Here is a 17,311-nt window from a genome sequence, read left to right as displayed (position 1 = left end):
TTCCCGAACTCAGAAGTGAAACCTCTTCGCGCTGATGGTAGTGTGGGGTTACCCATGTGAGAGTAAGTCATCGCCAGCTCATTATTCAAACACCCTCAACTAGCGTTGGGGGTGTTTTTTTATGTAGAAAAGAAAATATTAAAAACTATAAAAAGTGAAGGCAAAATAAAACCATCAGATGATGATGGTTTTATTACGGCTTAGATAGAAGATTGATTTAAGCGAATAATTGAGTAACGGAACACCATAGAATTGCTAAAATCGCAATCGCAACGATAGGTTCTAGTACTTTAGACCAAGTGGGTACAATTGCTTCTACAGGCTCAATATTTTGATGATCATCGTGGGTATGTTGTTGTACCATTTGATTAAACTCCTTCATTGATGCCTCTAATGATAGCTCTTCTTGAGGAATTGGTTTAGAACCTTTTAACTCTATTAGATCGTTTGTTGACCAAACCCAATCATCCGCTTGACCAGATAAATGTTCAATTTGACCTAGCAATAATTCACCTAGACCTTTATTGCCAAAATTACCGGTTTGATCCAATTGCTTGAGCTCTGTGAGTTGTAAGGCTAAGACTTCACTAATATTCTGTTCAAGCTCAGTTTTGGAGAGAGGTGACTGATTGTGTGGAGATGTGGTGAGTCGACGTGCAATTTCCTGAATATACAATTCATCTTGATGATCAATTTCTTGATAAAGTTTTTGGTTGTCTTCTCGCCACAGACTGACCAGTTTGCCTAAGCTCAGCGCATTGATTTCTTGAATATATTGGTCGCGATCAACAGCATTATATTGTTTCAAAAGCGAGGGCTTTTGAAGTTTAATCTGCGCTGCAAAATATTGTACTAAATCAAAAGCCATTCACTACTCCATTGTTTTAATCTAATAATCTAAGGCTTGGTTTTTTCTTAGTTTGTTCGGTTTTTTCTTCAGTCTTTGATTCTAAAGCATCTTGATCATTTTGGATATGTGCATACTCACTTGGATCAAAGAATAAGCCTTGTCCATTCTCTCTTGCATAGATACCTACGACGGCATTCATAGGTACATATAAGTCGCGTGATACGCCACCAAAGCGTGCAGAGAAGGTGATTGCATCATTGCTCATGTGTAAGGCATGCACTGCATGTGGAACGATATTTAGGACAATCTGACCATCCTGAATAAATTGTTCAGGAACAAGCGTATTCGGCTGTGTAGCATCGACCAATAAATGTGGTGTGAGTTGGTTATCACAAATCCATTCATAAATTGCGCGGGCTAAATAAGGACGGGTTGGACTTAAATTGATTTCAGATTCAGACATAATATGCTCTTTAAGTATGAATTAAAAATTCTTGATAGCGATTTTTTTCTTGCAAAGTCATTGCTTGAGTGAAGGCAGGGCGTGAAAAAATCCGCTGACAATACAGGAAAATTGGACGACAGTGTTGTTGGGGTAATTCTATGCCCATGGCTTTTAGCCGTATAAATAAGGGTGCCAGCATGCAATCTAAAATACTGAAATTTTCTGACATGAAATAAGGATAATGCTGAAATAATGGTGTCAGTGAAATGAGTGTATCACGTAATTTTTTTTGTGCAGCGCGCTGTGTTGTGTAATCTAAGCTATCAGGATGACGTAGCATCTGATCGGCAAGTTTGAACCAGTCTTGTTCAAAGCGCCAAATATATTGTCTTTGTTCTGCACGTGGCATAGGTGCATCTGCATAGAGTTTATTTTGTCGATAACGATCATCCAGATATTCGGAAATAATCGCAGTATTAAAGAGTTTTAAATCGTTTTCTAGCAGCATTGGAAGTTGATTATACGGATTCAGGCTTGCAAGATCTTCATCTTCATAATCGACCAAAATCAGTTGATATTTGATTTGTTTTTCGGCCAGAACGTAACGAATCCAATGTGAGCGAAAGTCGTCCGCATGACTGTAGAGGGTAATGCCTTGTAAGGGTGCGTTCTCGACTGACATAATCCGAAATAAAACCAAATGAATAGAATAGGATACTAAACTTAGCCACTAAAATCACCCAGCAAAGCTGATAAAAGTGTATGAGATATTTGTTGATTGGTTTTCAATTTTTGGACTGTATTGAATTTTGATTTTTGGTGTATGTGAATCCGAATTGTTTATCTGACTTAAAATGCTCAGCTCGTTGATTTGCATAAAAAAAAGCCTTGGAAAATCCAAGGCTTTTTTTGTGTCCGATTCGGTAAACGAATTAACGTTTAGAGAATTGTGGACGTTTACGAGCTTTACGTAAACCAAGTTTCTTACGTTCAACTTCACGAGCATCACGAGTAACGAAACCAGCTTGACGAAGAGCAGGTTTTAAAGTGTCGTCAGATGCGATCAATGCACGAGTAATACCGTGACGGATTGCACCAGCTTGACCACCAATACCACCACCAGCAACAGTGATGTAAAGGTCATATTTTTCAGTAGCTTCAAGAAGCTCTAATGGTTGACGTACGATCATACGAGCAGTTTCACGACCGAAATATTGCTCAAGAGTACGGTTGTTAATTACGAGTTTACCTGTACCAGCTGATAAGAAAACACGTGCAGTTGCGGTCTTACGGCGACCTGTACCATAGTTAGTAGCCATGTGCTGTATCCCTTAGATGTCCAAAACTTGTGGCTGTTGAGCTGTGTGAGGATGCTCAGCACCAGCGTACACTTTCATTTTCTTGATCATAGCATAACCAAGAGGACCTTTTGGCAACATGCCTTTTACAGCGCGTTGGAAGATTTCTTCTGGTTTGTGAGCAACTAATTTCTCGAAATTAGTTTCACGGATACCACCAGGGAAACCAGTGTGGCGATAGTATTTCTTGTCAAGTGATTTGTTACCAGTCACTTGAACTTGCTCAGCATTGATAACAACGATGTAGTCGCCAGTGTCAACGTGAGGAGTATAAGAAGTTTTGTGCTTACCGCGTAAACGACGAGCGATTTCTGTCGCAAGGCGACCTAGAGTTTTGCCAGAAGCATCAACAACGTACCAGTCGTGTTGAACTTCAGCTGGCTTAGCGCTGAGAGTTTTCATTAAACCACTACCTATTATAGTTGGTTTGGACTATGGAAGCTGTCCAAACAAAAAGGAGTCCGAATTCTACCTGAGAATGGGTAGAACTACAATGGAAAAGTCACATTTTAAGCGCTATATTTTATCAAGTTTGGTTATAAAAGCAAAATCACCTCTAGCGACCATTTCACGACAGTAAAAATCAGGTATTGATCTTCTTTATCTAGTGCTGTTTTAGCTTTTTCTGTATGGTCGCAGCAAATAATAATGATGAGGACGGATCACTATGTCTGATGATTTAGAACGCATCGCTACAACGACAAAAGCATTAACGACAGAAGCATTAAAGCCGCAACCAAATAAACTGCTAAAATTTATAGCAGGTTTTTTCATCACATTGATTGGTCTGTATGAACTGGCATTTTTGTTGGTAGGTGCAGCTTATGGTACTGATGTATTTGATTTTATCTTAATCTATTCTGTATTTATGCACATCACCTTGCTCCCTTTTATGCTATATGGCATTGGAGGCTTCATCATGTTGAGTCTATCTGATCAAAACTATCGAGCAGTCACTCAACAAGCGCCCAAAATACTATTTATAGGTTTGTTGTTATGTATGGTCGTGATTGGCATTTCGGAATGGGCGCATCAGATGGGCATCTTAGATAGCCGATTTAGATTAGATTGGAGATAAAACAATTTTGCTCAGGATGGCGCTATAATTCAGCTACACCTAGCTATAGTGGATGAAGCTGCATGCGCCCTTTATATGTCACCAGTGGTGAACCTGCAGGTATTGGACCTGATATTTGTCTAAGTCTGGCAGCTCGACAAGATGAGCGTCCAATTGTGGTATTGGCAGATCATCAATTATTACAACAACGCACCGAAATTCTAAAGCAACAAGTCGAATTGATTGAATATTCAGGTCAGCAACAGCCTGCAGCGCTTGGGCAGTTATATGTTGAGCATGTGCCTTTGGCTGTAGATGTTGAGTTGGGGCATTTAAATGCACAAAATGCAGCTTACGTTTTGGAGCAATTACGTCGCTCAGCTTCTTATGCAATGACAGGTAAGAGTGTGGGCGTGGCGACAGCACCCGTGCAAAAATCTATTATTAATGAAGCTGGTATTTCTTTTAGTGGGCACACTGAATATTATCAGGAGTTTGCAGGTGTTGCGCGTGTGGTGATGATGTTAGCCACCAAAACCTTACGCGTTGCCTTGGCGACCACGCATTTACCTTTACGTGCCGTGGCAGATGCCATTACCAAAACACGTTTAGAACAAGTAATTGATATTTTGCTGCACGATCTAAAAAGCAAGTTTAAAATTGAACATCCTAAAGTATTGGTCTGTGGTTTGAACCCACATGCGGGCGAAGATGGGTATTTAGGCATGGAAGAAATTGAGGTGATTAATCCTGTGCTGCAAAATTACCGTAATCGCGGTGAAAATCTCAGTTTAAGTTTACCTGCAGATACTTTATTTACCCCAGAAAATTTAAAAGATGCCGATGCAGTTTTAGCGATGTATCACGATCAGGGTTTACCTGTGTTAAAATCTCAGGGCTTTGGTGAAGCAATCAATATTACTTTAGGCTTACCGTTTATTCGCACTTCAGTCGATCACGGCACAGCGCTCTCCCTCGCAGGTACGGGACTTGCGAAAAGTTCTAGCTTGCATGTTGCTGTCGATTTAGCGCTGGATTTAGCACGTTCATAATTTCAGCTTGGAAATCTTTATGTATCAAATTAATGCCCTAAACCCAAAAGATGAAGGGCATCAGGCTCGTAAACGCTTTGGTCAAAACTTTTTGCATGATCAACGCGTGATTGCCAAAATTGTCCGCTCAGTGAACCCACGTCCAGGCGATAATATTGTCGAGATTGGACCGGGTTTAGCGGCATTGACCTCACCTTTAATTGGTGAGTGTGATGCTTTGACTGTAGTGGAATTAGACCGTGATTTGGCCGCAGGCTTACCGGGACGTGTGCCACATCCTGAGCGTTTAACTATTGTAGAAAGTGATGCGCTGAAATATGACTTTACCGAGTTATTTCAGGAAGGGCGCCCGCTACGTGTGGTTGGAAACTTGCCGTATAACATTTCGACGCCGCTTTTGTTTCATCTCTTAGAGTTTGGTGACAAAGTTAAAGACATGCACTTTATGCTGCAAAAAGAAGTGGTAGATCGTATCACGGCTGAACCGAATACCAAAGAATATGGGCGTTTATCGGTGATGATGCAGTATTACTGTAAGCCAACGTTCTTGTTTGAAGTACCGCCTGGCGCATTTAATCCACCGCCTAAAGTGACTTCTGCAGTATTCCGTTTAGAGCCTTATGTGACTAAACCGATTATTGCCAAAGATGAAAAAGCATTGGCACGTTTGGTGGCGCATGTATTTACCCAACGTCGTAAAACATTGCGCAATAGCTTAAAAGGCATGTTGGCTGAAGATGCGTTTGAACGTGCAGGGGTAGACCCAATGGCACGTCCTGAAACTTTAAGTTTGAGTGCATTTGTCGCATTGGCAGATCAGATGGTGAATTAATGGCAGCAATTCGATACAACTATGTCATTGGTGATGTGCAGGGCTGCTTTGAAGCCTTAAAACTGTTATTAAAAGAAATACAGTTCGATCCCGATCAAGATTTTATTTGGTTTGCAGGCGATTTAGTCGCGCGGGGTGAAAACTCGGTAGGTGCTTTGCGTTTTATTAAAAAACTGGTAGATCGTGGCGTTGCAGCAACGGTGTTAGGCAATCACGATTTAACCTTGTTGGCAGGCGCACGTGGCTTAAAGAAAATCAAAGCACAAGACAACACTCGTGATGTGATTGATGCAATTGACAGTGATGATTTGATTGATTGGTTGCGTAAACAACCATTGTGTCTTTTTCCTAATGAAAACACCATTTTAACTCATGCAGGTATTCCACATATTTGGAATGCGGAACAAACCGCAGCTTTGGCAAAAGAAGTTGAGGCGGTGATTGGGCATGAGGACTTTGAGGTGGTGGATGCATTCTTAAAGGAAATGTATGGGGCAGAACCTGCAGTTTGGTCGGATGATTTAGAGGGGCATGCGCGTTTACGTTGTATTACCAACTATTTGACCCGTATGCGTTTAGCCAATGCACAGGGTGGTTTGGAATTCAGCTTTAAAGATGCCTTAGATGATCCGATGCCAGAAGGTTTTAAACCGTGGTTTGAATATCCATCTTTAGCTGCGCAAACACATCAAATCGTATTTGGTCATTGGGCAGCATTGCAGGGACAAACGGTAGCCGACAATATTCAAAATGTGGATGGCGGTTGTGTGTGGGGCAATCAGCTTGTGGCTTATCGTTTGGAAGATCAGCAATTGTTTGCAGTGGATAATCCGCTGGCAGAATGGTAATAACATTCATCTTTAAAATTTAAAAATGTGATGATGAAATGAAAATAGCCACCTATTGAGGTGGCTATTTTTTATCTTGAATTTTATTGAATTCGAATCCAAGTTTGACTGCGACCTAGTGTAGATACACCCATATAAGCACGTAAAGTTAAACGTTTACCTGTTGAGTTGAGGCGAATTTTTGCATCGTAAATACGACCTGCCAATGGATCAATTACGCGTCCTTTTTCGTAATTGTTGCTGTTTTTGACTTGTTGTAAGCCTTTTAAAATATCCATCCCTAAAATAGGTTGGTCGGTATAAGGCGCAGGGCATTTATTACAAAGTTCACGTGGGGTATAACCCGGACGCGGGGTTACTTTCACAATTTTACCCGTATAGGTTTGATTGGCTTCTTTACGAATTTCGATGACAGCTTTGGGTGAGCCTGTTTTATCATCAATTTGTTGCCAAGTTCCTGCTAAATCTTGTGCCATCGCCAAAGTGCTTAGACTGCCGAAGATGACGGCTATTCCTAAAGCCAATTTCTGAATCATTTTATTTCCCTTACTCGGTCTTTGCGGCTAGTCTAATCTGTGAATTAACGGACACAAAGTCCCGAGTATCCAGAAAAAATGACCGATGAGACACAATTACTCGCTTATTGTTGGCGAATCCACGTTTGTGTCCGACCAATGGCTGAAATTCCGACGTAACCACGTAAAGTGAGACGTTTATTATTAGATGCTAAACGACCTTTCAGGCTATACATTTTGCCTGTAAGTGGATCTAAAATACGCCCATCGGCATAGTTGTTATTTTCCACATGCTTTAAGCCACTAATAATTTCCAAACCGACCAAAGGTTTGTTGGTATAAGGTACAGGGCAATTCACACACATAGTTTTTGGGGTATAGCCCGGTCTTGGTGTGACTTTGATAATTTTACCAGTAAAGCTGCCATTTTCAGCTTGGGTAATTTCAATCAGGGCTTTGGGTGAACCTGTTTTGTCATCAATACTTTGCCAGATACCTGTTAGGTCTGCAGCAAATGCTGAACCACTGAAGATTAAGCTTGCAAATACACCCATCAATACATTTTTCTTCATATCAGTTCCTTTGATTGTCGAAAGTTATTACAGAGGTTAATTCAAGATATAAAGCGAGTTGTGGTAAGAGTCAAGAGATTTGAGGAAATTTTTAATCTTAAACTTGCAGGGAAAATGCTGGAAAAGATGTGAAAAATGCCACGAACGTGTGGCATTTTAAGTGAAAAGTGAATTAATTAAGTTGATGGAATAACTTATAAATTAATCACTTTTAATCCAAGTTTGGCTGCGACCTAAAGCCGATACACCGACATAACCGCGCATGGTCAAACGCTTACCATTATTGCTCAATTTGGCTTTGGTGCTGTAAATATTGCCGCTTAAAGGGTCAATAATTTTCCCGCCTGTGAAATTGGAATTACCTGTATATTTTAAGCCAGTGAGTACATCCATACCTAAAATCGGTTGGTTGGTATAAGGCGCAGGGCAGTTGACACAGGTTTCTCTTGGTGTGTAACCTGGGCGTGGCGTCACTTTAACGATTTTAGCGGTATAGCTACCATTGCTTTCCTGACGAATTTCTAAAATGGCTTTAGATGAACCCGTTTTATCGTCAATGTTTTTCCAAGTTCCTGTAATATCTTGAGCCAGCGCAAAACTACCTAAGGCTGAGCAGATTAAGGCAACGGTGAGTTTCATCTTGACCATGTTCAATGTTCCTTCATTTCGCAAACTGGATATTTCATAATAAAAAGAAAGTGAAATGGTCACAATCTTTAAAAGTGATTGCTCAGTCACATTCTTTGTAAATACAGTATAAATGTTGGCAGCCAAACTGCGGTAAAGACTGCATTGACTGCCATGCCAAAGGCAGCATAACGTCCTGCAACACTGCCACGTTGCCATGCTTGAGCAGTACCAATGGCATGTGCAGCTAAGCCAAGTGCCAAACCTGAAGCACGTTCATCATTGATATGCCTTAAAATAAGTGGTGAAAAAGCAGCACCCACGACACCTGATAAAATTACAATTAATACTGCCAATTGAATCGGTGCTTCTAATAAGGTTGCGATATTAATCGCAATCGGCGTGGTCACTGCACGGGTGGCAAATGCCATAATATCGGCACTGGACATATGTAGCGCATAAGCAAGCCCCATCGGCAGCGCCACAGCACTAAGACTGGCAAAGAACAAAATACCTAAAATCGCTTTGAGGGGTAAATCGTCATAACGCATGGCTGCTAGAGGAATGGCGAGTGCAACTGTCACATAGCCCAATAATTGATTAAACAAAGGGTTGGTTTGTGCGACGTAAGTTTCGTATGGAATCCCGAAAAAATACAACAGTAGTAACACAAAACACATGCCAAAGACAATCACAGGGATTTGCGGGACTTTTTGGTTGCAAGGTTTTGCCAGTAAATATGCAACGAGAGTGATTAAAAAACCATATAGAATTGACAGCATTTTAATCTCCTAAAGCCAGCGTTTTGCCATTTTGGCATACAGCCAAAGCGGGATCAGCGTACTGATAAACAACACAATTAAGAAGATTGGAATTTGTTTGCCCATGTGCGTGAGCATAATTAATGAACCCGCGCTGATGGGTAAAAAGGCAAAGGCACTTTCTTTCATGATTTTGTTGTTGGTATCGACCAGACGAGCAGGAATTTTACTGAGTTTGCGCCATGTAAATAATACCGCCAGCAGGCTGAGCAAACCGACTAAATTGCCTAATTCTGGGTGATTAAATTGGGTCATGATCCATACAGAGGCTTCACGAAACACAATAATCAAAAGGAGTGTGCCGATCCATGCTGGCCAATCGATATGTTTTATCCTGCTCATTTTTGATCTTTCATTAAAATTTTACTTATCACGTTTTAACCGATCTGATCGTCAATTTCAAATGCTTCAAGCGGACGTTTAAATTGTTCTGCCTGTGCACCTAAAATTTCGTCTATCGGTAAATGTGCCTGTTTAATCAGTTGTTCCAGTTTATGTGGTGCCATGCTGACTTGTAGATGTAATTGACCTTCATCATCGTACTGTTCTGCCTGAATGACATTGAGCGCATACAGTTGATTGCGCAGTTTGCCATAAGCAGGTTGTAATTTAAGATCAAACTTTTGAATTTGCCCCATCAAACATTCATGTACGGCTTGTTTTAACAAGTCTAAACCTTGCCCTGAATGTGCCGATACATAGACACGGTCAGGTTGATGCGGTTTTTCATAGATAATTTTGGCTGTTTCGCCTGAGACATCAATTTTATTGTAAACCCGCAAAATAGGTACATCTGCGCCAATTTCTTTTAGCACACCTTCGACTGCTTCAATTTGTTCCAACACATCGGGGTTGCTTGAATCAATCACATGCAGCAATAAACTGGCTTCTAAGGTTTCTTCCAAAGTTGCTTTAAAAGATTCCACCAAAGAGTGAGATAGGTTTCTTACAAAGCCAACGGTGTCGGCCAATACCAGACGTCCGATGCCATCCCATTCTAAACGCCGTAAAGTAGGGTCAAGCGTAGCAAACAGTTGGTCAGCAGCATAGACATCACTTTGCGCCAAAATATTAAATAAGGTCGATTTGCCTGCGTTGGTATAACCGACCAATGAAACGGTAGGAATGGCGGCTTTTTGCCGAGCCACACGACCTTGTGCACGGGTTTGACGGACTTTATCGAGTTTGGTTTTTAGTTGTCCCATGCGAATACGCAATAAGCGTCGGTCAGTTTCAAGCAAGGTTTCCCCAGGACCACGTAAGCCGATACCGCCTTTTTGACTGTCTAAGTTGCTGCGACTACGCACCAAACGTGAAGATAAATGTTGTAATTGTGCCAATTCGACCTGTAATTTACCTTCGTAAGTGCGGGCGCGTTGAGCAAAAATATCTAAAATGAGTTCGGTACGGTCAACCACACGGCATTGCATCACTTTTTCTAAATTACGTGCCTGTGCAGGACTGAGTGCATGATCAAAAATGACCAAATTGGCGTCGTGTTCTTTGACCAATGCGGCAATTTCTTCGGCTTTGCCTGAGCCAATAAAGAGTTTGGCATCGGGTTTACTACGTTGAGTGTGGACGTGTTGTAAAACTTCTGCACCCGCAGATTCAGCCAAGAGCTGAAATTCTTCGGCATCTAGGTCTTCTAAAATTTGGACAGCGACACTGACCAGTACAACACGCTCGCCATCTTGAGGTGGCACAAAATTTTCCACTCAGCGCAATCTCCATGCTAAAGCTATATTCTAGTAGAAAAAATGTTTGTGCAGGGAAATAGATGATTGGATTTTTCCTGCGCCCTGATTTGATGCTATATCAACGTATGTAAACTCAATTATAAGGATGACCCCAATATAGAATTTATCTATTTAGATTTTGCCAAAAGTCGCATGTTTGCATGCAGGTTTCGGTTTTTATTATCAATGCAAGTTCAGATTGAACAGTATAGAATGAGCAAAATATAGACCTTTATACGTTGTTTTGCGTTTAACAATTAGTGATGACCCTATGAACCCAGCTGTTGAAACTCACACATCTCCAATTCATGGTTTTGCAAAGCTTGCTTTGTATAGCAAAAAAGTTCTGGCAACGGCTGGCGCGATTGGTGAAGGGTTTTATTTGGTCTATCGTCATCAATTGTATAAAGACACCAACAACCCGAACAATACGCGCTATGTGCAATATTTTTGCCGTCAATTGTGCAAAGTTTTTAATATTGAAGTGCAAATTCATGGTGAAATTCCGCATGACCCTGCGCTATGGGTCAGTAATCATATTTCGTGGTTAGATGTAGCGGTATTGGGTTCTAGTGCGCGGGTATTTTTTCTGGCCAAAGCTGAAATTGAAAAATGGCCGTTATTGGGTAAGTTAGCCAAAGGTGGGGGGACGCTATTTATTAAGCGTGGCTCTGGCGATTCAGTCAAAATTCGTGAACAAATCACGCAATTTTTAAAACAAGATATTCCTGTATTATTTTTTCCTGAAGCGACCACGTCAGATGGAAGCAAAATTAAAAAAGTGCATGGTCGTATTTTAGGGGCAGCAATTGAAGCCAAACGACCTGTGCAAATTTGTCTGATTTGTTATGTGAATCAGCAAGGTGAGTTAGATACTGTTGCACCGTTTATTAATGACATGACCTTTGTTGATCATGTGAAAGATGTTTTGGAAATGCCGAAAGTGACAGCGCATTTAATGGCGTTACCTGCAATTGTGGTAGAAGGGCACGATATTGAATCTTTAACTGCTGTGGTACAGGAACGCATGACAGAAGGTTTGGCTGAGTTGCATCGTCAGGTATTAAAACCACAAGTGCTGACATCATAAAACATGCTTAGGCGCATCTTCATGTTAAAGATAGCCTAAGCACATCACATTTTTTTAAGAATAATGGTCATCATCCAACAGCTTCAATATTATGTTGCTACATAAAGCCTTCAATTGGCAGCCATGAGGTAATTTTCATTGCCGCACGTTGATACCATTTCATCCCTGGTTCTTTTTTTAGAATTTGAGTTTCGCCTTGTGGATTTTTCATCTGCCATTGAATGTTTTGTTGCGCATCTAAAACCAGTTTATAAGCATATTTGGATAAATTGACATCCATGGTCTGGTGAACTGCGCGAGCCAATGGTGGACTATTTAAAATTACTCCAATTTCAGTATTTAAATATGCCGAGCGTGGGTCAAAATTAAACGAACCAATAAATACCTGTTTTTCATCCAATGCCATGAGTTTGGCATGTAAACTAGAACGGCTTAAACCTTTCATACTGACTTTGGCTTTTTTGGAAATTTCGTGCGTATGTGTGTTTAGGTTTTCCATTTCAGGTCGCGCCAAAAACTCATACAGCTGCACGTTATTTGCCAATAAATCTTCTCGATATTTGGCGTAAAAAGCATGCACCACAGGAACATCGTTGGCTTTAAAGGAGTTGGTCAGTACGCGTACCTGAACGCCATCATCCGCCAAGTCTTTTAGTTTTTCTGCCCCCGATTGTTCGGGGACAAAATACGCAGAAATAATATCGACACTACTGCTTGGCTTCTCTAAATGCGTCAGCAATTGAAAGTTGAGATGTTCTTCTTTTGAGGCGCGGTCTTTAATTTTACTCGGCGCATCTTTGACCACTTCAGCACTGCCCCAATCGAACTTAATACTATGCGTCATCCACTGTTCAATCGCTTTAGAACGAGTCACCAAATCTAAATAATTTTGTACGGTGGCTTCTTGATCGTGCTGTTCTAATTGCTGTTTTAAGCTTTCATAACGCAAGGTGTAATGTTGTGGATTGACCAATTGCTTGACTGAATAAGCATAGTCATCATTCCAGTATTCATCAAAAGAGTGAATAATTTCATCCGAAGCCGAGCCGACTAACATCACATCGACATCAGAAAATTGATAATTGTCGCTGACGTTATAGTATTGATTGCTCATATTGCGCCCACCAATCAGAGAAATTTGGTTATCGGCAATAAAGCTTTTGTTGTGCATACGACGGTTAATACGCTTCAAATCCAAAATCATGTCCATGGCACGATAATGTCGAAAGCGATATGGATTATACAGTTTGATGTCGATGTTGACGTGTTGATCGAGCGCGAGATAAATGCCTTCCATTTTTTTGGCATTGTTATCATCGACCAATAAGCGGACTTTCACCCCACGATCTGCCGCACGAATAATGGCGTGTAGTGCAAGCGCGCCAATTTTATCGTTATCCCAAATATAATATTGTAAATCTAAAGATTTTTCTGCTTTATTAATCAGATAGATACGTGCTGCTAGGGCTTCGAGCGGATCATACAGGACATGATAACCCGTAAGCTGCGGATATTTTTCGCGTAGCGGCAGTACAATTTTGGCCAAACTGGTTTGATCGGTTGGGGTTTCAAACGCCATCCGGATCGGATGTTCAATCTGTTTGGGCAGCGTGCTACAGCCTGAGAGTGTCAAAACGAAGGCGCAACTCAGCCACAAGACGTTGTGCCGAATATTTTGAAATGGAGCGGATGAGCTGCGGTTTGCCAAATTAAATTCCTTTTTAGCACGAGGAGCAAATAAGTTAAAAATAGGGTTTGAGTATAATTGTCAGCTATGAAAAGATAAATATGACAATACAGATATATGACGTGTGTGGGTTAAATGCGACATCTGGGTTTAGCGCAGCATTGAATAGCAGAAGTATGAAGTAATAGAGAATAAATATGTGGGATAACGATTCAGTCGTGTTGTATTTCTATATGGGTATGGCAATTTTGGCGCTGTGGGCAGTTTCGCAAGCATGGCGCAGTCAGGCCAATACAGAAACCATTCACCCGTTTAAGGCCTTTGTGCATTTGTTGGCATTTTATTTGTCTTACCTGTTGCCGCCTTTGGTTTTTTTTAGTGTTTATGCGGGTATTCAGGGCTATTACTCCATCCACGAAGCGATTTTTGTATTTTTAGTCAGTGCTGTGTTGAGCTATGCGCGTTTTATTGAACCGCATTTGATTCAAGTCAAAACTACCAAATATCAAATTCATGCAGATCGCCGTTTATTAAAGCCTGTCAAAATTGCTTTAATTGCAGATTTACATATTGGCTTGTTTTCTGGGCATGAGCGTCAATTGAAGCAAATTGTGAAAAAACTCAATTTGCAAAACCCCGATATTGTCGTTGTAGCAGGCGACTGGACTTATGAGCCTGAAAATAAATTGGTCGAAGAATTGGCGGTATTAAAAGAAATTTGTGCGCCTGTATATTCGGTAAATGGTAATCATGATGAGCAGTATCCTGGCCCGCCCATTCAAGAGCTGTTAAAAACGGCTTTAGAACAAAATAACGTGATTGATATTGAAGGTAGAATTGTCGAGTTTGATGAGTTTCGTTTGCTCGGTATTGGCGATTTATGGGCAGGTAAAACCGACATGCGCTATATGCCCGATTTACCTCAGGATAAGCCGTGGGTGTTGTTATCACATAACCCCGATACAGTGGATATGGTGCCAAAATTGCCGACACGTCCGTTGATGTTGGCAGGACATACCCATGGTGGGCAGGTTGAACTGCCGTGGCTGACCGATTATGTGATGAAAAAAGTATCTATTTTAGGGCATAAAAAGGGGTTATATCGCCATGATCATGCCGATGTATTTGTGACTGTAGGGACAGGAATGGTCGGTGTTCCTTTTCGTTTTGGTGTGCCGCCCACGATTGATATTATTGAATTATTGTAAGCACCGTCACCATCGCCTACATGAAAAAAACCAGCCGAGGCTGGTTTTTTGATGCAATTTTTGCGCTTAAATTTGATTGTTTACATCATCATGCTTGGTTTCTCGAATCATTAAAAATGCGATTAAAGACAAGATGGATGCTGCACTTAAATAATAACCAACTGCAGCCAAGCCATAAGTGGTGGCAAGTTTGGTGGCAATGAGTGGGGCAAACGATGCGCCAAAAATACCCGCCAAGTTAAAGGTGAGTGCGGAGCCTGTATAGCGTACAGATGTTGGGAAAATTTCAGACAATACTGTACCAATGGGCCCGTAAGTAAGTCCCATAATTGCCAAGCCAATACACAGGAAAATAAATACAATCCACGTGCTGCCTGAAGCAAGCATATCGGCAAAAAATAAGCCAAAAATTGCAGAGATGATGCACACTGCGATAGAGGTGGTTTTACGTCCAAATTTTTCGGCTAAAACGGCTGAGAGGGGAATAAAAGCAGCAAAACACAATGTGGCTAGTAGTTGAAGTTTTAAGAATTCTTCACGTGAATAACCCAGTTGTTTGGTGCCCCATTGCAAGGCAAATACCGTAGTCAGATAAAACACCACAAAGGTACAAATTGCAGCGATTGTACCGAGCACTAACATTTTAGCGTGTTTTTTAAAGACCTGAATAAATGGCACATTGACTTCTTTTTGTTTATTCAACACTTTTTGGAAGGCAGGCGTTTCATGCAGTTTTAAGCGAATCCATAAACCGACAATCACCAATAAGGCACTCGAAATAAACGGGATGCGCCAGCCCCATGTCATAAAGTCTTGCTCAGACATCAGCGCACCTAAAATAAGGAATGAACCTGTGGCAAGAATAAAACCAATCGGAGCGCCCAATTGTGGGAACATGCCATACCAAGCACGTTTACCTTCAGGGGCATTTTCTGTGGCTAACAGTACTGCTCCCGACCATTCACCGCCCAAGCCTAAACCTTGCCCTAAGCGACACAACGCCAACAGTAATGGCGCGATAATCCCAATTTGTGCATACGTCGGCAGTAAACCAATACAGACTGTAGAAATTCCCATGGTCAATAATGCCGCGACCAAAGTGGCTTTGCGTCCGATCCGATCTCCTAAATGTCCAAATAAAGCTGCGCCAATTGGACGGGCGATAAAGGCAATTGCAAAGGTGGCGAGAGATTGAATGGTTGCCGTCATTGGGTCAGTACTGATCGGAAAGAACAGATACGGGAAAATAATGACTGCCGCAGTGGCGTAGATATAAAAGTCAAAAAACTCGATGGTGGTACCGACCAAGCTTGCAGTCAGTACTCGAAATTTAGAATTTTGAGTCGGCTGTTCAGCGGCAGCAGTAGATGAAGATGCCATACAGGACCTTATGTAAAGTGAATTTTAAATGAAAGTGCAATTTGGCACAGACCGCACTGGCAGAAAAATAGTAGATACTTCTTGTAGTTATACTTTTTTGAACAAGAAGTCGGTTACAAAACTGCATCCATGAACACCATTCAAATCTGATCGTTTTATCTGTAAGACATGAGCGATATTCAGCGTTAAATCACATACAGATAAATTGCCAGAAAGTGTGCGCCTGCACCAATTAAGACAAATACATGCCAAATTGCGTGGGTATATCTTACGCGTTTTAAGGCATAAAACAATGCACCCACGGTGTAGGCAATGCCGCCAATTAGCAAAAAGGTCAGGGCTTGGCTGCTTAAATAGGCTTGCATATCGTCCATGACCAGAACGGCTAACCAACCCATCACCAAGTAGGCAATTAAAGAAATTTTATGAAAACGGTTGATAAATACCAGTTTAAATAGGGTGCCAATCAGGGCAATAATCCACAGGGCAATTAACAAATATTGTGCTTTTTGAGTAGGAATCGCGATGGATAAAAATGGGGTATAAGTCCCTGCAATTAAATAATAAATTGCGGTGTGATCTAACTTTTTATAAAAATAACGACGGTCTGCTGCGGTTGCCATGTGATACAGCATTGAAGCAGAAAAAAGCAGTACCATGCTTATTGCATAGGCCCACAAACCTAGCCATTGTCCCGTACTTAAATACGCACCTTTAATGATTAAAAGAATACCTGCAATAAATGCCAAAGCCGCACCAACACCATGGCTCAGATAGTTAATCCGTTCTTCTTGCAGGTCATAATCAGGCACTAAAGGGGCATTTAATTTCATGGCGAATCTGCTTTAATTTCTTTAATTATACAACTGTATCGTAATTCAATTTTGCTTTTAGGGTAATAACAATTAAACTTGAATTGTAATTTTTTCAGGTTTTTATTATGTCGACTTTGGCTTCTCCCTCTGTGCAGGAACAACAATTCTTAGAGGCTTTTCAGCAAGCCATTGATACACAAAAGCTTGATCGTGTGGTGCTGAGTCAATATAAAGGCGAACTGGAACAATTAGAAAAAATCACCTTACGGGTGATTCAGCTAAATCAAGAGAGATGGATCCGTAAATTTGAACAACTCCTATAAGTGATATTCTGCTCCTCAAATGATGTTATAAACATCAATATATGGAGTATTTTATGGCACGTAGACCAAGAAGAAATCATTCAAATGATTTT

General features: G+C 41.0%; 20 protein-coding genes and 1 pseudogene. 7 read left to right on the top strand and 14 right to left on the bottom strand.

The features are described 5' to 3' along the window. Window positions 1–217: 217 nt before the first annotated feature. The 5 genes from FTU70_RS13545 to rplM form a co-directional block, all read right to left on the bottom strand. The gene (locus tag FTU70_RS13545) at window positions 218–868 is read right to left on the bottom strand and encodes a hypothetical protein (protein WP_004972488.1); all 651 of its coding nucleotides are present in this window, start codon (window positions 866–868) and stop codon (window positions 218–220) included. 16 nt (window positions 869–884) lie between these two features. Continuing rightward, window positions 885–1,313, bottom strand: a complete 429-nt coding sequence (locus FTU70_RS13540) for a ClpXP protease specificity-enhancing factor (RefSeq protein WP_004972487.1) — start codon at window positions 1,311–1,313, stop codon at window positions 885–887. Between the two features lie 10 nt (window positions 1,314–1,323). Beyond that, window positions 1,324–1,977: a glutathione S-transferase N-terminal domain-containing protein gene (locus tag FTU70_RS13535; RefSeq protein ID WP_004972486.1), complete on the bottom strand. Its 654-nt coding sequence runs from the start codon at window positions 1,975–1,977 to the stop codon at window positions 1,324–1,326. 250 nt (window positions 1,978–2,227) lie between these two features. After that, window positions 2,228–2,614: a 30S ribosomal protein S9 gene (gene rpsI, locus FTU70_RS13530; RefSeq protein WP_004972483.1), complete on the bottom strand. Its 387-nt coding sequence runs from the start codon at window positions 2,612–2,614 to the stop codon at window positions 2,228–2,230. Between the two features lie 12 nt (window positions 2,615–2,626). Beyond that, window positions 2,627–3,055, bottom strand: coding sequence for a 50S ribosomal protein L13 (gene rplM, locus FTU70_RS13525; RefSeq protein WP_004909012.1), 429 nt, complete (start codon window positions 3,053–3,055; stop codon window positions 2,627–2,629). A 265-nt stretch (window positions 3,056–3,320) separates the two neighbouring features. On the opposite strand from rplM, the gene FTU70_RS13520 reads away from it, so the two are divergent. From FTU70_RS13520 to FTU70_RS13505, 4 genes are all read left to right on the top strand, one after another. After that, a complete protein-coding gene (locus tag FTU70_RS13520) occupies window positions 3,321–3,731 on the top strand; it encodes a hypothetical protein (protein ID WP_136144144.1) in 411 nt (136 codons plus the stop codon). A gap of 62 nt (window positions 3,732–3,793) precedes the next feature. After that, a complete protein-coding gene (pdxA, locus tag FTU70_RS13515) occupies window positions 3,794–4,762 on the top strand; it encodes a 4-hydroxythreonine-4-phosphate dehydrogenase PdxA (RefSeq protein WP_004972479.1) in 969 nt (322 codons plus the stop codon). A gap of 19 nt (window positions 4,763–4,781) precedes the next feature. Continuing rightward, window positions 4,782–5,594 carry a 16S rRNA (adenine(1518)-N(6)/adenine(1519)-N(6))-dimethyltransferase RsmA gene (gene rsmA, locus FTU70_RS13510; protein ID WP_004972477.1) on the top strand — a complete coding sequence of 271 codons (813 nt, stop codon included), beginning with the start codon at window positions 4,782–4,784 and terminating at the stop codon, window positions 5,592–5,594. Continuing rightward, entirely contained in the window at window positions 5,594–6,442 is an 849-nt protein-coding gene (locus FTU70_RS13505; RefSeq protein WP_096901578.1) for a symmetrical bis(5'-nucleosyl)-tetraphosphatase, read from the top strand. The genes rsmA and FTU70_RS13505 overlap by 1 nt, the downstream gene beginning before the upstream one ends. Before the next feature lie 83 nt (window positions 6,443–6,525). On the opposite strand, the gene FTU70_RS13500 is transcribed toward FTU70_RS13505, so the two are convergent. The 6 genes from FTU70_RS13500 to hflX form a co-directional block, all read right to left on the bottom strand. Further along, window positions 6,526–6,978, bottom strand: a complete 453-nt coding sequence (locus FTU70_RS13500; protein ID WP_004972473.1) for a DUF2147 domain-containing protein — start codon at window positions 6,976–6,978, stop codon at window positions 6,526–6,528. Window positions 6,979–7,082: 104 nt separating this feature from the next. After that, window positions 7,083–7,529, bottom strand: a complete 447-nt coding sequence (locus FTU70_RS13495; protein ID WP_180060742.1) for a DUF2147 domain-containing protein — start codon at window positions 7,527–7,529, stop codon at window positions 7,083–7,085. A 201-nt stretch (window positions 7,530–7,730) separates the two neighbouring features. After that, complete coding sequence (locus tag FTU70_RS13490; protein WP_104853073.1) at window positions 7,731–8,177, bottom strand: DUF2147 domain-containing protein; 447 nt, start codon at window positions 8,175–8,177, stop codon at window positions 7,731–7,733. A gap of 86 nt (window positions 8,178–8,263) precedes the next feature. Further along, window positions 8,264–8,938, bottom strand: a complete 675-nt coding sequence (locus FTU70_RS13485; RefSeq protein ID WP_004972468.1) for an LrgB family protein — start codon at window positions 8,936–8,938, stop codon at window positions 8,264–8,266. Window positions 8,939–8,947: 9 nt separating this feature from the next. Next, a complete protein-coding gene (locus FTU70_RS13480; protein WP_004972466.1) occupies window positions 8,948–9,319 on the bottom strand; it encodes a hypothetical protein in 372 nt (123 codons plus the stop codon). 35 nt (window positions 9,320–9,354) lie between these two features. Then, window positions 9,355–10,695: a ribosome rescue GTPase HflX gene (hflX, locus tag FTU70_RS13475; protein WP_131260739.1), complete on the bottom strand. Its 1,341-nt coding sequence runs from the start codon at window positions 10,693–10,695 to the stop codon at window positions 9,355–9,357. A gap of 292 nt (window positions 10,696–10,987) precedes the next feature. Here hflX and FTU70_RS13470 point away from each other — a divergent pair, with 292 nt between their 5' ends. Further along, a complete protein-coding gene (locus tag FTU70_RS13470; protein WP_096901584.1) occupies window positions 10,988–11,806 on the top strand; it encodes a 1-acyl-sn-glycerol-3-phosphate acyltransferase in 819 nt (272 codons plus the stop codon). Window positions 11,807–11,903: 97 nt separating this feature from the next. Here the strand turns inward: FTU70_RS13470 and FTU70_RS13465 are convergent, their stop codons facing one another. Beyond that, complete coding sequence (locus FTU70_RS13465) at window positions 11,904–13,514, bottom strand: phospholipase D family protein (RefSeq protein WP_257222601.1); 1,611 nt, start codon at window positions 13,512–13,514, stop codon at window positions 11,904–11,906. A gap of 176 nt (window positions 13,515–13,690) precedes the next feature. Here FTU70_RS13465 and FTU70_RS13460 point away from each other — a divergent pair, with 176 nt between their 5' ends. Beyond that, entirely contained in the window at window positions 13,691–14,701 is a 1,011-nt protein-coding gene (locus FTU70_RS13460) for a metallophosphoesterase (protein WP_004972462.1), read from the top strand. A gap of 66 nt (window positions 14,702–14,767) precedes the next feature. Here FTU70_RS13460 and FTU70_RS13455 read toward each other — a convergent pair whose 3' ends face one another. Further along, window positions 14,768–16,081, bottom strand: coding sequence for an MFS transporter (locus tag FTU70_RS13455; protein WP_131260737.1), 1,314 nt, complete (start codon window positions 16,079–16,081; stop codon window positions 14,768–14,770). A gap of 185 nt (window positions 16,082–16,266) precedes the next feature. Then, on the bottom strand, window positions 16,267–16,914 hold the full coding sequence (locus tag FTU70_RS13450) for a hemolysin III family protein (RefSeq protein ID WP_004972459.1): 648 nt from the start codon (window positions 16,912–16,914) through the stop codon (window positions 16,267–16,269). A gap of 107 nt (window positions 16,915–17,021) precedes the next feature. Here FTU70_RS13450 and FTU70_RS13445 point away from each other — a divergent pair. After that, window positions 17,022–17,189 (top strand): annotated as a pseudogene (locus FTU70_RS13445) (methyltransferase); the annotation flags it as partial. Between the last annotated feature and the right edge of the window lie 122 nt (window positions 17,190–17,311).

The sequence above is a fragment of the Acinetobacter sp. YH12135 genome (genome assembly GCF_013418565.1).
In the GTDB taxonomy this organism is placed as follows: Bacteria; Pseudomonadota; Gammaproteobacteria; order Pseudomonadales; family Moraxellaceae; genus Acinetobacter; species Acinetobacter towneri.
Note: the sequence above shows the minus strand (reverse complement) of the source record. Positions and strands in the feature narration are given on the sequence as shown.